The organism is Jannaschia faecimaris (assembly GCF_900107415.1).
GTDB lineage: Bacteria > Pseudomonadota > Alphaproteobacteria > Rhodobacterales > Rhodobacteraceae > Jannaschia > Jannaschia faecimaris.
In genome coordinates this window covers 1-13350 of the sequence record NZ_FNPX01000025.1, presented here as the reverse complement: position 1 = coordinate 13350, position 13350 = coordinate 1, and the positions used below count along the sequence as shown (strand labels likewise).

The window sequence follows — 13350 nt, the reverse complement described above, 5'->3', positions numbered from 1 at the left end:
CAGGCGGGCATGGCTTCGTCAGGCGACGTTCACGGCGACGTTCGTGGGATTGGTTAGGATGTCGAACACGGCCGAGCGCTTCTGCGACTGGGCAACCAATGCGGCGATGTCGTCGGCATCCGCATCCGCGTCGATCTTGAAGGTCACGCGGATGGCCGAGAAACCGTTGCGGACGTCGGGATCCATCCCGAGGATGCCCTGCATGTCGATGTCGCCCTCGACCGTGGCTCGCACCGAGTTCAGCTGGATGCCCCGGTGCTGCGCGACGGAGGCGACGCCGCCGGTCAGGCAACTCGCGAGGGCGGCCAGCACGATCTCGGGCGGAGCCGGTGCGCGATCCCCGGCGGCGAAGACCGTCGGGTGATCGGAGGCGATGCGGAAGGTCTCGCTCCGCTCGTGGTCCTGCCCGAGGCCGAAATATCCGTTGATGGCGTTGGCGTTGTAAGTGCCCTCGATCCAGTCGCAGGTGCTGCGGAATGTGAATCGAGCTGCGTCGGGCGCCTGTTCGAAGGCGCCGCGGGCGCCGATGAGGGCTTCGGTGTTGACGCCGTTGTTTACGGGTGTCGTGGTCGCTGTGGTCATGTCCATTCCTTTGTGTCGTGGCTTGAGGACTGCTGATCCCCGCTTGGTTTGGGGCTCGGCAGAACCTCGCCGGTTCAGGGGCCAGTGTCGGTGTCTATTCGACCCGTGTGGAGGACATACGAAGCTGTGCCGCATTCCGGAATTGCCCGGCGTCCGGACGGGAATGCAGCCCGTCCGGAACCCGCGACCGGGCCTTTCGGGAGGGGCTCGCGGCATCGATAGATCTGCGAACGGACCTTCAGGCGGCGGTGCGACGCGCCTCGCTGGACAGCTACTGGATGGAGCGGTTTTCGCGATGCCTGTAGCGATTGGCCGTCTCGTGCTATTATGTTGTGACTTGTGCTGACTCTCTCGCCAGGTGGCCTGCCGCCAGCATCGACTCTACTTCCAACTCAGGGCATGAAAATAACGATATGAGCGAGCAGGATTTTCTTTCCGAGATGCTCCGGAGCGTTCGTCTCTCGGGCGCTCTGTTCTTCGAGGTGGATGCCGCGGCCCCGTGGGTCGCGGCGGCTCCTCCGAAAGAGCGCATCGCGCCAACCGTGGTGTCGGACGCGCGCCATGTGATCGAATACCACGTCATCGTCGAGGGCACCTGCTGGACCCGGCTGACCAACCCGAACGGGCCGCCGATTGCCTTGGGACCGGGAAGCGTCGTCGTCTTTCCGCATGGCGACACCCACGTTCTGGCAAGCGATCCCGGCCTCGACGCGGAGCCGAGCCTCGCCGCCTTTGATGAAGTGGCGCGCGGCCGTTCGCTGCCGTTTCACATCGATCATCGCGGCGGGCGGACCGGGACAACGCGTCTACTCTGTGGATTTCTCGGTTGTGATGTGGCACCGTTCAATCCGCTCATCTCCGCGCTCCCGCGTGTCATCCATGTGCCGGACGGCTACGAGAGCGGCGACGGTTTTCTGGGAAGCTTGATCGCTGCCGCCGCACGAGAGACGGATGCGACCGGCGCCGGGAGCGACGGGGTTCTCGTCAAACTGAGCGAGCTGATTTTTATCGAGGTCATTCGCAGGCACGCCGCATCCATCCCCGATGGGGCCGACGGCTGGCTCGCGGGTCTGCGGGATCCAGCCGTCGGCCGGGCGCTCCGTTTGCTGCACGGCGATCCCGCGAGGTCCTGGACAGTCGGCGCGCTCGCGCGTGAAGCCGGGGTGTCGCGCAGCGTTCTTGCGGAACGGTTCACCACGATGCTGGGGATGCCGCCGATGACCTACCTGTCGAATTGGCGCATGCAGCGTGCCGCGAGCCTGATCAAAGGAGGCGCCGTGACCATCGCGCAAATCGCCGAGCAGGTCGGGTACGAGTCCGAGGCCTCGTTCAGTCGCGCCTTCAAGCGCGCGACGGGGCTTTCGCCGGCGCATTGGCGACAGGGAGCAAGCGTGGACTGATATCACCCGGCATCGACTGGGTACCGCGAAAATCGGCCGCGTCAGACGCTTGGGCGACCGGCCCGCGTGGCGGCGATCATGATATGTGAGATTTCGGCGTAGGCATCGACCCAAGCCTTCCTGACCTCGTCGGTAAACCGCTCAGCCAATGCTTGTTCCAGTGCCCAGATAAGGGCCTCGCCCACCGCGGGATAATGTTCTTCCCTGGCTCCATAGCCAGGATGGCGCCGCGCGAGGGCTTCCAGATCCGGCGCGACGTCTTCCATGCGATCAAGCGCGCGCACGATCCGTGCAAGAGCGGCCATCAGCATGTCGCCCTGATCCGAAACATCGCGCGAAAAAAGCGGCCGGACACTTGGGGCCATCTCGAACAGATGCGCATGGAAAAGCGTCGCGGCGGTCTTGCGCATTGGCGCAACCGACGAAAAGCTATCGCGGATCAGGAAAATCTGTCGTGGTGTCAGTCTGGCGGCGCTTCGGGCCTCCGAATCCGTTCGTGTCATTCTCTGGGTCCTTCTTGCAGGGCGCTGGCACTGCCGGGATCGTCCGGCAAGCTGCGCCCAAAGCCTTGACCGGCCATATTCGGATATGTCGAATTTCCGATCCCCCGGAATAACCGATCCTCCGCCAGACCGGACGATTGCTCCGAATTCCTGGCCGAATGCGTCTGGCGCTGTGCCATGCATCGGGTTCCGGACGCACGGTCATGGATCGCGGCTTCGCGGCCGTTCCCGGCATGCCCCAATCGTCGCAGAACAACCCGAGAGTGCTTTCAAAGGATCCACGCTGACCGCCGCCGGAACAGGCCCGCTTTGGTCAAGGTCCGGGTGGCCCATCACTGTGCCAGATGTTGGGATTCATGAAGGAAGAAGGGATATGAGAAACAAATTCAAACTGATTCCGTTCGCTGGACGTATGGGCGTATGCGCGACCGATCAAAATGACTGGACGGCGCTTCACATCGCTGCATGGAACGGAATGTCGAAATCATTCGACTTTTTGCTGGCCCAACCCGAGATGGACGTAAACGCCATGAACAAGCGGAAAAGCACCCTACTGATGATCGCGTCAAGAAGTGGGAACCTTGCCGTCCTTGAATTATTGCTTGGCCAAAAAGAGGCGAAAGTCGACACGAAACCTGAGTATTGCGGAAGAACAGCCATTATCGAGGCCGCGGTTCAAGGACATATTTCTGTCGTCCAGACATTGATTGCGCATGACGCGAGTGTGAATTTGGTGGACAAGACGGGACGGAACTCGGCCTTGATAGAAGCGCTGAAGAACGGTCATGACGACATATCCTTATTCCTGCTTCGATCCGGTTTGTCAGATTTTTCGGCGCATGATCTTCGGCTGCGGGCAGCCATCTGGTGCGGCAGGTGCGGGAATAATGGGCTTCTTTCCAAACTTGATATTGCCATGCGGGGCTTTTTCAATCGGCTGGACAGGGCCTCTTCGTAACGGAATTTTGCCGCCCAGTCGGGACTGTTGGGCATTCCAAGCTGAAGTGGGAAGTGTGGGAATTTGCATTTCGAAAAGAAAATGACCCAGGGCGGGCGACGAAAAAGCGCGCCGAAACCGCCGTGGCGGTGTGCCACGTCGACGCACCTCGATTTTCCGGGCCGGTGCACCCAACGAAAGGACAGACAACATGATGAATACATTCACCACGCTTCTCGGCATTGAGACCCCGATGGTTCAGGCCCCAATGGGAGGCGCCGCCGGGCCGCATCTGACGGCTTCCGTGTCCAATGCCGGAGCTTTGGGTACTCTACCACTGTCCGGCGCCGATGCCGATCAGGCACGTCAGCGCCTCCGGCAAGTTAGGCAGATGACCGCGCGGCCCTTTGCCGTGAATTTGAATGCATCCAAAAATCAGGACGCCCGGATGGACCTGTGTCTGGAGGAGGGAGTGCCGGCGTTTTCACTGTTCTGGGGGCAGTCCCCGTGCCTTGTCGCGCGCGCGAAAGCGGGTGGAGCTGTCGTGATGCAGACGGTCGGCTCGGCAAAAGAGGCCTGCGAGGCAGTCGATGCCGGCGCCGATGTCATCGTGGCGCAGGGGTGGGAGGCCGGTGGGCACGTTGGTGGTACGGTTACCACCATGGCGCTTGTCCCGGCAGTTGTTGATGCGGTCGGTTCCGTGCCTGTGATCGCAGCAGGGGGGATTGCGGATGGCCGCGGGATGGCCGCGGCGCTGGCGCTTGGCGCCCAAGGGGTCTGGATCGGAACCCGTTTTCTGGCTTCGGACGAGGCGGCCATTCATCCAGAATACATCGCGCGATTGCTCGCGGCTGATGAAACCGCCACCGGCTACTATGAAAGTCTTTTTGACATTGGCTGGCCAGACGCACCTCATCGCGTCCTGCGCAACAGCACCACCAAGGCCTGGGAAACAGCGGGCCGGCCGGAAAATGGGGCGCGCCCGGGTGAGGGCGACATCGTCGCGTCGTCATCCTCTGGCGGTGACATTCAACGCTATCAGTGCCTGACGCCCGGGACCGATCTTCGGGGCGATATCGAGGCGCTTTCGATGTGGGCGGGCCAGTCCGTCGGTTCTGTCCGCCGAGTATTGCCAGCAGGTGATATCGTCAGGGAAATCCTGAACGAAGCGCGCAGGGTCGCTCTTCGTCTTGCAGAGGGCGCTGACCGGCAGGCCGCTCCCGCGATGCTCAAAGAGGACACCAGGCGGTGACGCGACAGGAAACCGGCTGGCACCACCACGACGTTCCGCTGTTCGCCGATGTCCTCGACGGCGAGATGACAGTCGATTACGGGCCGGAGTGGCAGAAGACCTATGCTGCTGGCGGCAGCTTGATCAAGGCGTTCCACACACTGCATAACGGGGTCAAAACCGGCTGCGAGCCGCTGCGCATCCTGGCGGTGTTCCTGTCGTCGGAGACGGCGACCAATACGGTGATGAACCCGCTAGACTGACCGCGTTGTGCCGCCGCGCTTGCAAAAGTTGACGCCGAAGCAGGTCCGTGTCAGCCAAGTTCGGCTTGAGACCTGTCAAAGCTGTGCCTAGCGTCCCGAGGCGACCAAATGCGGCCCATTCAAGTTCTTCAAGAGCCTAGAGATCATCCGCCTGGCGGTCATGCTGTACGTCTGGTTTCCGTGGTCACTCCGAGACGTGGAGGATTATGCTCCATGAACGCGGTGTTGATGTCAGTCACGAGACGGTTCGCTTCTGGTGGCACAGGCTCGGTCCGAAGCTTTCTTCCGGGATTCGTCAGCGACGGATCGAAGGGATGAGATCCAGCTGCCGACGGTGGCATCTCGACTAGATGTTCGTGAAGATCAACCGTGAGCGGCACTCCCTATGGCGGGCGGTTGATCACGAGGACGAAATCCCGGAGAGCTTTGTCAAGACGAAGGTGGGCAAGAAGGCAGCGCTGAGATTTCTCAGGAATGCATTGCGCAAGCACGGTCGGTCGGTGTCGATCATGACGGATATGCTCAGTTCCCACGGCGCCGCTCGGCAGGAGGCGGTCAGGTTGGCGAACAACCGAGCAGAGAATTCCCACCTGCCTTTCCGAGGACTAGCTGTGAGCTTTCAATAGGTTGTCCATCCGATCCGGACCGAGTTGGTTGGAGTTACCAAGCTTCAACACTGTTCGGAGGGATCAAATGAACATAAATCAGAATGCCAGACTGACACCTTTGGATCGAGAGCGGCTTGCCAAGATAATCGAAGGAGGCGCGTCTTTTACTCAGGCGGCAGTTGTCCGCGGGGTCAGGGCGAAGACCGCGGCAAGGTGGTATCGGCGTTTCAAGGCTGAAGGGGCGGATGGCCTGATTGACCGCAGCTCACGGCCCGAAAGCCCGCGCAATCCCACGCCGCACGCCACATGCGACCGCACCCGAGACGAATGTTAATATGTGATCGAGTTCCAAGTTATTCACTTCCTCTGATTGATCTGCCCGATGCAGTAGCTCGCCATTTGCCATCCACGCCAAATGACCGAAAGACGGCTTGCCAGCGGTTCGACCTGAACGCCCTGGAAAATCGTGGGGTCCTACGACTTTGCCCCGCGCCCACTTTCGCACCATTCCTTCAATGCTCGGTTTTCTTGCTTGATGGCGTTTCGGATTGGCAAGAAAATGATCGATGCAACGATCCGTCTGAGCGACCCGAATACCTTCAGTGTCAAAACGCATTCTGCGCCGGATCCGTGGGGTGTGATGTGATACGTCGCCCGCATGCGAAGCGCCTTTCCCGAGGTTTCCCAGGCAAAGTAGTACCCCGGTCCAAACTCGGTGACCCGCCAGATCATCTTGGGCTGGGCGGGCTGCTTCAGCAGTACCTCGCAGCCGACTTTCAGGGGCAGGCCCGCGGATAGCGCGTACGTCGCGGTGGGCGACCAGATCGACCACCTGGCTACATCGATTTTGACCGCCCAGACGGCACTTGGCGGACTGGCGATGGAGATCTTGTCCTGGATCAGCATTGTCGTCCTTTCCGTGGCATGACGTGTCCACGATCTTGATCCGGCGCGCGTGCGCAGTGCCGTCGCGGTTGTTGCGTACAAAGACCAGCGCGTCGCGGCAGGCCCACGTACATCTGGAAATGCATCAAGGTTGAAAAGTCCCTGGTCAGCGGTCCATCGGGTTTGCCGTCCGGGTGCCATGCAATGGCGAAATCCGGGGTCAGATGCTCGCCCGTGTGTTGAAGGCACGACGTCAGGGAGCGCTCTGATCCGTCCGCTTTGGGCAGGAACGTGTTCTCGGACCCGTTGCGGGCGCCAAAGGGCAGGTCATAGGTCCCGATGATTGACTCGGTGGGCGGCCAGACCATGAAGTCATGCCACATTGCGTAGACACCGTTCGGCACGAGATTTTCCAAGTTGACGTCGACTGTGCCAATGCAATCCTCACAGATCTAGCTGCCTGCACCTGTTGCGGAATACCACTCACCGAGCGTGAGTCCGAGCGGATAGGCATCCGTATCGCTCGCATCCATAAAGTTGTGCGCGACTGGCACTGCTGATGCGAATAGCGCTGCGTCCATGTTACGTGTCGCAGACAAGGGGCGAAACACCTCATCCGAGCCAGGCACCTTCTCGCAGTAGACGTCCTGCTCGACCGGATCATAGGCCGCCGCGACGACCGGCAAGGTTCCGCTGGCGCCTTCGGCAAGCCCGAAAGGTAGCCGCACCCACAGCTCAGCCAATGAAAGAGCTCTTGTCATTATGCTCTCCGGACCTGCTTTTCGAGATTACGTCGGTGAAAGTCTGAACAGAGTGAGAGGCTGCCAGACGGCTGGATGGTTCCGGCGGGCGCGCACGCCCGCCGGATTGAATCGGGTGTCAGTGTGAGTGAGAGTCCTCGGCTTCGGGTGTCAGTACGATAGTGTTGATCGTCAGTCCCGCGTCCTTGAACGTGTTGATACTGTCCATCTGTTCACCCGTCGCCAGATCGATCACGGAGATCGAGCCGTCGTTCATTCCCTCGATGTTGAGCAGGCTGTTCTGCACATAGGCCCGGCCGCCATCGGGCGAGAATACCAAGTGGTGTGCTCCGCCGGCCGTTTCGGTCGCCCAAAGATGCCTTGGCGCGCGCGGGTCGGTAATATCGAACGCGTTGAGATTTCCCGGCTTCGCCGATGTCACATAAGCCCTGTCACCCTCCGCATTGAAATAGACCTCCAGGGTCATGCCCTGACCCAGTTCGTCGAACCGGAATCCCTCGTGGAATTCGAAGATCTCCAGGCCGGGCCGCCACTCCGCCAGCCAGAGGCTGCCGTCCATGTTGGTGATGTAGGCAAGCGCGGGCTCCACGCCCGGCACAAAGAAGGCCTCGACCGGTCCGGCGCCCGATGGCGAAGGCCTATCCGACACCTTGTGCGTAGAAAGAACTTTGCCAGTACTCGGCTGCATGACGACGATTTCCTCGCCCCACTGGGTCATATCCGAGGGGTTCACGGTGCTGGTCACAAGTTGCCGATCAATGGCGTCATTGGTCGCAATGCCGTGCGGCCACGGCGCGGGCATTGTCAGCGTCTCCAGCACTTCGTCGGTCCGCGCGTCGCCGACTATGACTACCGACGAGCCCATGCACGTCAGGTACCACTTTCCCTGAGCCTCGGAGAATGAGACGTCCTCGCCGACCGCGCAGCCCGCGACTTCGACCGAGGTATGGCGATAGGGGAACGCGCTGAGGTCCAGAACGCGCAGCTCGGGCGTGTTCAGTGAGGTTACGTAGGCCTTGGTGCGCGACGGGTTGTAGAAGATGTGGTGCGAGAAGAAGTCTTCCGGCAATGGGATCTGCGCCAGTATTTGCCCGTAATCGGGCGACGTCGGATCCAGTTCGACGAAGGCGATGCCGTCCTCGCGTTCGCTCTGATCCGCACCCTTGGTCTCGTATAGTACGAGCGCGGTCTGCTCTGCAGAAGCGATGCCCGCCACGAGCGCAAGGGCGCTGCTGGCGAGAAAAGTGGTGATGAAGCGTTTCATGGTCTTATCCTTGTTTTCAATTCTAATGGGTCTTTCTGGTGTCCGGGTCGTCTCGTGCGGCCTGGCAAGCATTTGCGAGTTGTTGCGAAGGGGCTCTATCAAGGGTTTTTCCAACGTCGCGGCGTCCAGATATCCTGAGATGCGGACTCCGAGAAATTCGTGCCTGAGGAGCCGCCCAAGACGGCCGAAAAGGACGATGCGGAAGAGACGGCTGCCAGTATTGCGATACTGAGCGGTGCTGTCACGATGATGATCTTGGTTTGATTTTTCATTGGATTTTCCGAGTATTATGGCGGGTTTGCATAAGTAATCAGCGTCGGCTGTAGTGGATTGCGCCGTTCGGAAGATGTTCGCGAAAGAGACCGACGTCCTTGAGCATGTGCTCATCCAGGCGATTGAGTTCACAGATCGATTTGTGGTGATGCGATTGATGCCAAATCCGGATTGCCGTCCGCTTCAGCTTCTCAAAAAGCGCGAGATACCGGGGCTGGCACGGCGTGCCGCCACTCGTGTCTCGCGCAGATTCGAGAAATTCCGTGTAAACATTCATGTTCTTCTCCTTTCTGATCAGCCAAAGCGGCATGAGTCCCCTCGCTTGGAACGTCGGTATGGGCGCCGCGAGGTATGCGGCAGGCCTATTGGGGGGACGGGAGTCCCGGAAGTGCCGCCCGTCCGGACGAACAGGCCGATCGTCCGTAACCGCCGGCGCAGAACGAAAAACAGTGCTCAGCGGTAATTGGCCCCCGTCGGGGGACGCGACCGGACCCTGCTGCGACCGGTAGAAGTGTTTTCGCCGGCGGAGACCTGTTGGTGACGTTCAACTGTACCTGCGGGGGCACGCCAGGCGGATCAGAGCCGGTGGTAGCCGCCCAGACGGTCCCGCTCCTCTCGTGTCAGGTGATCAAGGCCGAGATCCCGCAGCAGGTATGGCGGCAAATCGTCGAGCCGACGCATTTGGCGTCTGCGCTGCTGCCTTTCACGCCAGCGGCGCAGAAGACCTGCAAGGGGCGCGCGTATGCCGAAGCGCCGGGGCAAGGTGAGGGTGTTCATTGGGATGCTCCTGTTGATGCGAAGGGTGATGTGACGGTGCCGGATTGACGAGAGCGCCGGGCCCCGGCGTTCGACAGACCCTCGGGGGTCAGTTCGGACCGGCTGAGCCCCATATCCATCAGTTCGTGGTCTTGAAGACCGGAAAGGCTCGTCAGGTCACGATCGAGATGGCGTTGCTCATTCATGCTGCGCGCCGCTTGGCTTCGCTCGATCTGCCGTGCGATGCGGTCCGCGGTGACGCCGGCTGCATGGAAATAGCCGGTGAAACCGGGTGTGAAGCCGCTGAACCAAAGGCCCGGATGATCGGGGTCGGCCTGGCCCATTGGGTGGCGTGGGTGACCGTTCTGGTCGAGAACGTCGAAGTCGCCGAACAGCTGCTCCAGCCCCGACCGATAGCCGGTCGCGCAGATTACGATATCCGGACCGACCCGACGTCCGTCGGCAAGTTCGACCCTGTAATCGTCGAAGCCCACAGTCTCGGCGACGGCTTCGAACCGACCCGCCTTGAGCGCGGCAACGAACCCGTCATCCAACGCAAAGGTTACGCCCTCGCGATGCATCCGGCTGCCGCCGCCCATGGGATGGCTCCGAAGGCCGAAGCGGCGCAGGTTGCCGAAGGCCAGCCACTGGAGAGCGGCGAAGGACGGGTCGAGCGACCATTTCGGCACGCGGGTGAACAGCTTGGCAAGCCGGTGCAGCGGAAACCCCAGAATCCGGGTGGGCAGGATCGCCGGTCCATGGCGCACGGACACCCAGACCTTTGCCGGTTCGATCCGCGCGAGGTGGTTCAGAACGTCCGTGCCCGAGTTGCCGGCGCCGATGACCAGCACCTTGCGGCCCTCGTATTGAGCCACGTCGCCGAAGTCCGCCGCATGGACGATCTTGCCTCCGAAGCCGTCCATGCCGGGCCAGACAGGGATCGTCGGAATGCGGTCGCGTCCGGTGGCGATGACGACGTGACCGGCAACATATTCGCCCCAGGCGGTCTGTACCCGCCAAACGTCTCCATCCCGGGAAAGCCCTTTAACCGAGGTACTGAATCTTATCTTGTGACGAAGCTGGCTTGCGTAAGTCTCCAGATAGCTCACGACCGTATCCCGGCGCACAAAGGTGCCGTCCTCACGGGTCATCGGTTTCCCCGGAAGCCCGGCGAAGTGACGGTGAATGTTGAGCCGCAATTGCGGGTGCCGTGCCCGCCAGGGATCGGCGACCCGCCTGCTTGCTTCCAGGATCGTGACATGGATGCCCCGCGCCTGCAGCGCTTGGGCCGCGGCAAGTCCGGAAAGGCCCGCGCCTATGACGATGGCGCGCTCAGAGTAGTTCGTTTTCATTTTCGTGTCCTTCGATATGTCGGGGGCCAGCGGCCGGGCGACGGATCATGCAACGGCGAGGGCAATCAGACCGATCGCCCCCTGATCGTTGAAATGGGATCATGCGGGTGCGAGGCAGGTCTCCGCGATACGATGGACGTGACGATGGTCCGTGCCACAGCATCCGCCCACCACACGTAGCCCCGGCAGACGCCGGGCCAGCCCCACATGCAGCGCGCCCAGCTCTTCCGGATCGCCTTCGTCCAGGCTTTCGGCCACATCCAGTTCGGCGTGGCTGAGGCGTGAGGCGTTGGTCCGCACGCCGCCGATCCGCGCGGTCCATCCGCCCGACAGGATCTCCTGGAAATGCTCCGGATGGGCGCAGTTGACCATGTAATAGATCGGGGCGGCGTCCGTGGCTGCGTCGACCTCGGCGATTGTATCGGCAAGGGACTGGCCGTTCGGCAAATCGCCATCGGTCTCGACCGTGAAGGAAATTACGACCGGCAAGCCTGCGGTAACGGACGCACGCGCAATCCCGATGGCTTCTCCCGGATGGGTCATCGTCAGCGCCGAGACCATGTCCACGCCTTCCCGCGCGAAGACGTCAATCTGAGGCGCGTGAAGCGACTGCGCCAGCGCGGGCTCCAGTTCGATATCGGGCGCGTAGCCGTCGCCAGACGGGCCGACAACGCCATTGATCAGGATCGGCGAGACGCGGCCCGACCAGTCGGCGCGCAACTCCTTAGCGAAGTCGACAGCGTCGCCGGTCAGTCGCAGCATGTCGGCGGGGCTGCGATTCAGGGCCGGCGCCCAGTGAACGCCGGAGCGCCAGCTGTTGGTGTCGAGGACAAAGCCAGTTCCGGCAGCGGCGGCAAGCCCGAGATATCGCTCGAAATAGCGGGTCATCGCGTCACGACCGGCGTCGCTGTCAAGGATCACGCAGGCTGCGAAGCTCGGCAGATCCAGCCCTTCATGAAACAGCATTGATGTCTCGAATCCGCCATCGGTCAGGTACAGGCGCTGGTCATTCATCAGGCGTCGGGTGGCATCGTTGTAAAGTGGCATTCATCGTCTCCTTGGCTGTCGGGGCATGTCCCCGGGGTCGCCCTTCTATTGCTACGGGACGGTTTGTCATGATATGCGCAGATTCGAAGGAAACGGTGATAATCGGACATTCGCGATGACGATCGAACGGGCCACCTACAGGACGGCGGTTCTGGCCATGCCCTGCGTTGGCACTTCGACCGCGTTCAGCATTCTGGACGTGATGGCCTCGGTCGGACGCGACTGGGAGATGCTGCACGGGGACGCGCCGCGCCCGGCGGTCTTCGAGGCATCGCTGCTGTCGCTCGACGGCGCACCCTACACCGACGTTAACGGACGCAAGATCACTCCCGATGGGTCCGTTGCGGAATTTGGCCAGCCTGATCTGGTGATCGTTCCGGATCTTCACCTCGATCCGAACGGATCGATGCCGGCAGAGTTCGGGCCTCTTGCATCGTGGATCGTCGAGGCGCATTCCAGCGGCGCGATGGTCGCTTCGGTCTGTTCCGGGACACTTCTGCTGGCCGAGACAGGATTGCTGAACGGTGTCGACGCGACGACCCATTGGGGGTTTTGCGACGTCATTGCGCGGCGCTTTCCCGAGATCCGGCTGCGTCGGGAAAGGATTCTTGTTCCGTCGGGTGAAGGACACCGTGTCGTGACAGCGGGAGGCGCGTCAGCCTGGGCCGATCTGATGCTGTATCTTATCGGCCGTCTTGCCGACGACCGTGAGGCCAGGCGCATCGCAAAGATCTACCTGCTGCAACCCCATAGCGAAGGACAGCTGCACTATGCCTCGCTCGTGGCCGGACGACAGCACGACGATGCGATCGTCGCTGACGCCCAGGTCTGGGCGGCGGACAATTACGTGTTGGCGTCACCCGTCGCCGCAATGGCCGCCCGCGCAGGGCTGACCGAGAGAAGTCTGCTGCGCCGGTTCCGCAGGGCGACGGGGCAGACCCCTGTCGACTACATCCAGACCCTTCGGATCGAGGAAGCCAAGCAGATGCTCGAGACGACAGATGCGCCGATTGAGGACATCGCGACAGAGGTCGGCTATACGGAGACCTCGAGTTTCCGAAACGCCTTCAAGCGGCATGTTGGGATGGCGGCCTCGGCCTATCGCCGCAAACGGCTGCAATTGCCTTCAAGCACCTCCATTGCGTCGGTCGCCTGACTGTCGATCAGGTTGATGAAGAAAATGTCAATATAAAACAGATATCTATAGATGGAGAAAGTTCGATCCCAGTCGCGCCCCCTCCGCCACTTGCCCTCGAGAAACGCTTCTCCCGATCCGGCTGCGGCCGGATTTTTCCGTTGTTTTCGAGGGTTATGCGGGTTGGGCTGATAACCGGCCCACGCTCCGAAAGGCGTACACACATTCTCTCCGGGCTGGGCTCTGTTGCATAAATCCGGTGAGGGATTCATCTCGTGAATCCAGCATGGTAGCTGACGTGCATGAGCAGACCCACACCCTCGACCTACAAGACCACGAACTGGCCCGCCTAT

15 protein-coding genes and 1 pseudogene are annotated in these 13350 nt (G+C 61.3%); 7 read left to right on the top strand and 9 right to left on the bottom strand.

Annotated elements, in window-relative coordinates; all coding sequences use genetic code 11:
* Positions 1-18: 18 nt before the first annotated feature.
* Complete coding sequence (locus BLV27_RS17605; protein WP_092647809.1) at positions 19-582, bottom strand: OsmC family protein; 564 nt, start codon at positions 580-582, stop codon at positions 19-21.
* A gap of 413 nt (positions 583-995) precedes the next feature.
* Between BLV27_RS17605 and BLV27_RS17600 the strand changes: the two genes are divergently transcribed.
* Positions 996-1982, top strand: coding sequence for an AraC family transcriptional regulator (locus tag BLV27_RS17600; protein ID WP_092647808.1), 987 nt, complete (start codon positions 996-998; stop codon positions 1980-1982).
* A gap of 41 nt (positions 1983-2023) precedes the next feature.
* Here the strand turns inward: BLV27_RS17600 and BLV27_RS17595 are convergent, their stop codons facing one another.
* Positions 2024-2485: a globin family protein gene (locus tag BLV27_RS17595; RefSeq protein ID WP_211605540.1), complete on the bottom strand. Its 462-nt coding sequence runs from the start codon at positions 2483-2485 to the stop codon at positions 2024-2026.
* Between the two features lie 373 nt (positions 2486-2858).
* On the opposite strand from BLV27_RS17595, the gene BLV27_RS17590 reads away from it, so the two are divergent.
* The 5 genes and pseudogenes from BLV27_RS17590 (at position 2859) to BLV27_RS17570 (ending at position 5858) form a co-directional block, all read left to right on the top strand.
* Positions 2859-3443 (top strand): ankyrin repeat domain-containing protein, encoded by a 585-nt coding sequence (locus BLV27_RS17590; protein ID WP_170831509.1) that lies wholly within the window; start codon positions 2859-2861, stop codon positions 3441-3443.
* Positions 3444-3633: 190 nt separating this feature from the next.
* Positions 3634-4674, top strand: coding sequence for an NAD(P)H-dependent flavin oxidoreductase (locus BLV27_RS17585; protein WP_211605539.1), 1041 nt, complete (start codon positions 3634-3636; stop codon positions 4672-4674).
* Positions 4671-4916: a cupin domain-containing protein gene (locus BLV27_RS17580; RefSeq protein ID WP_092647806.1), complete on the top strand. Its 246-nt coding sequence runs from the start codon at positions 4671-4673 to the stop codon at positions 4914-4916. The genes BLV27_RS17585 and BLV27_RS17580 overlap by 4 nt, the downstream gene beginning before the upstream one ends.
* 160 nt (positions 4917-5076) lie before the next feature.
* Positions 5077-5518: pseudogene (locus BLV27_RS19900) on the top strand (IS6 family transposase); the annotation flags it as partial.
* 91 nt (positions 5519-5609) lie between these two features.
* Complete coding sequence (locus BLV27_RS17570) at positions 5610-5858, top strand: leucine zipper domain-containing protein (RefSeq protein ID WP_092647804.1); 249 nt, start codon at positions 5610-5612, stop codon at positions 5856-5858.
* A 140-nt stretch (positions 5859-5998) separates the two neighbouring features.
* On the opposite strand, the gene BLV27_RS17565 is transcribed toward BLV27_RS17570, so the two are convergent.
* The 7 genes from BLV27_RS17565 to BLV27_RS17535 form a co-directional block, all read right to left on the bottom strand.
* The gene (locus tag BLV27_RS17565; RefSeq protein ID WP_170831508.1) at positions 5999-6430 is read right to left on the bottom strand and encodes an SRPBCC family protein; all 432 of its coding nucleotides are present in this window, start codon (positions 6428-6430) and stop codon (positions 5999-6001) included.
* A 431-nt stretch (positions 6431-6861) separates the two neighbouring features.
* On the bottom strand, positions 6862-7170 hold the full coding sequence (locus BLV27_RS17560; protein WP_092647802.1) for a hypothetical protein: 309 nt from the start codon (positions 7168-7170) through the stop codon (positions 6862-6864).
* A 118-nt stretch (positions 7171-7288) separates the two neighbouring features.
* Positions 7289-8434 carry a YncE family protein gene (locus BLV27_RS17555; protein WP_092647801.1) on the bottom strand — a complete coding sequence of 382 codons (1146 nt, stop codon included), beginning with the start codon at positions 8432-8434 and terminating at the stop codon, positions 7289-7291.
* A gap of 310 nt (positions 8435-8744) precedes the next feature.
* Complete coding sequence (locus BLV27_RS17550; protein WP_170831507.1) at positions 8745-8984, bottom strand: DUF1127 domain-containing protein; 240 nt, start codon at positions 8982-8984, stop codon at positions 8745-8747.
* A gap of 299 nt (positions 8985-9283) precedes the next feature.
* Positions 9284-9484 (bottom strand): DUF1127 domain-containing protein, encoded by a 201-nt coding sequence (locus BLV27_RS17545; protein WP_092647799.1) that lies wholly within the window; start codon positions 9482-9484, stop codon positions 9284-9286.
* A complete protein-coding gene (locus BLV27_RS17540; RefSeq protein ID WP_092647798.1) occupies positions 9481-10815 on the bottom strand; it encodes a flavin-containing monooxygenase in 1335 nt (444 codons plus the stop codon). The genes BLV27_RS17545 and BLV27_RS17540 overlap by 4 nt, the downstream gene beginning before the upstream one ends.
* A gap of 99 nt (positions 10816-10914) precedes the next feature.
* Positions 10915-11862, bottom strand: a complete 948-nt coding sequence (locus BLV27_RS17535; RefSeq protein WP_092647797.1) for a homocysteine S-methyltransferase family protein — start codon at positions 11860-11862, stop codon at positions 10915-10917.
* A 115-nt stretch (positions 11863-11977) separates the two neighbouring features.
* On the opposite strand from BLV27_RS17535, the gene BLV27_RS17530 reads away from it, so the two are divergent.
* Positions 11978-13018: a GlxA family transcriptional regulator gene (locus tag BLV27_RS17530; protein ID WP_092647796.1), complete on the top strand. Its 1041-nt coding sequence runs from the start codon at positions 11978-11980 to the stop codon at positions 13016-13018.
* Positions 13019-13350: the final 332 nt, after the last annotated feature.

Bases quoted from the DNA above. Each gene is read 5' to 3' on its own strand.
- BLV27_RS17545 (WP_092647799.1), bottom strand. From the start codon at position 9,484: ATGAACACCCTCACCTTGCCCCGGCGCTTCGGCATACGCGCGCCCCTT.
- BLV27_RS17555 (WP_092647801.1), bottom strand. From the start codon at position 8,434: ATGAAACGCTTCATCACCACTTTTCTCGCCAGCAGCGCCCTTGCGCTC.
- BLV27_RS17550 (WP_170831507.1), bottom strand. From the start codon at position 8,984: ATGAATGTTTACACGGAATTTCTCGAATCTGCGCGAGACACGAGTGGC.
- BLV27_RS17530 (WP_092647796.1), top strand. From the start codon at position 11,978: ATGACGATCGAACGGGCCACCTACAGGACGGCGGTTCTGGCCATGCCC.
- BLV27_RS17570 (WP_092647804.1), top strand. From the start codon at position 5,610: ATGAACATAAATCAGAATGCCAGACTGACACCTTTGGATCGAGAGCGG.
- BLV27_RS17565 (WP_170831508.1), bottom strand. From the start codon at position 6,430: ATGCTGATCCAGGACAAGATCTCCATCGCCAGTCCGCCAAGTGCCGTC.
- BLV27_RS17595 (WP_211605540.1), bottom strand. From the start codon at position 2,485: ATGACACGAACGGATTCGGAGGCCCGAAGCGCCGCCAGACTGACACCA.
- BLV27_RS17540 (WP_092647798.1), bottom strand. From the start codon at position 10,815: ATGAAAACGAACTACTCTGAGCGCGCCATCGTCATAGGCGCGGGCCTT.
- BLV27_RS17590 (WP_170831509.1), top strand. From the start codon at position 2,859: ATGAGAAACAAATTCAAACTGATTCCGTTCGCTGGACGTATGGGCGTA.
- BLV27_RS17535 (WP_092647797.1), bottom strand. From the start codon at position 11,862: ATGCCACTTTACAACGATGCCACCCGACGCCTGATGAATGACCAGCGC.
- BLV27_RS17600 (WP_092647808.1), top strand. From the start codon at position 996: ATGAGCGAGCAGGATTTTCTTTCCGAGATGCTCCGGAGCGTTCGTCTC.
- BLV27_RS17605 (WP_092647809.1), bottom strand. From the start codon at position 582: ATGACCACAGCGACCACGACACCCGTAAACAACGGCGTCAACACCGAA.
- BLV27_RS17585 (WP_211605539.1), top strand. From the start codon at position 3,634: ATGATGAATACATTCACCACGCTTCTCGGCATTGAGACCCCGATGGTT.
- BLV27_RS17560 (WP_092647802.1), bottom strand. From the start codon at position 7,170: ATGACAAGAGCTCTTTCATTGGCTGAGCTGTGGGTGCGGCTACCTTTC.